This window comes from Peribacillus sp. SIMBA_075 (assembly GCF_046534585.1).
Window position 1 is genome coordinate 1 of record NZ_JAWRYN010000836.1, and the last position, 263, is coordinate 263.

General features: G+C 50.2%; 1 protein-coding gene. It reads right to left on the reverse strand.

Translation table 11 applies throughout. From position 1 onward, the window contains the following. Positions 1-263: CBS domain-containing protein (locus SB775_RS30580; protein ID WP_410865020.1), on the reverse strand; the 263-nt coding region annotated here is incomplete at both ends.

Here is a 263-nt window from a genome sequence, read left to right on the forward strand (position 1 = left end):
GTGGATTCTCATGATTTACTTTTCCTGCCAAACCGCCCAGGACGGCCCCTTTTACGATGACACCCAGCAAACGGTTCTGTTCGCCAATCACCGCTACGGGAATATCGGAAAACGCAACCAGATCAAACAATTCATTGAGCAGTGTCTGCGGTCCAACGGTTGGTACTTCTGTTCGCAGCACATCCTCCAATGTTTTTCCTTCCTGCTTGGCTCCGTTCACAGCGTCTGCTGTCAAAACACCGAGCAATGTCTTTTTCCGATCC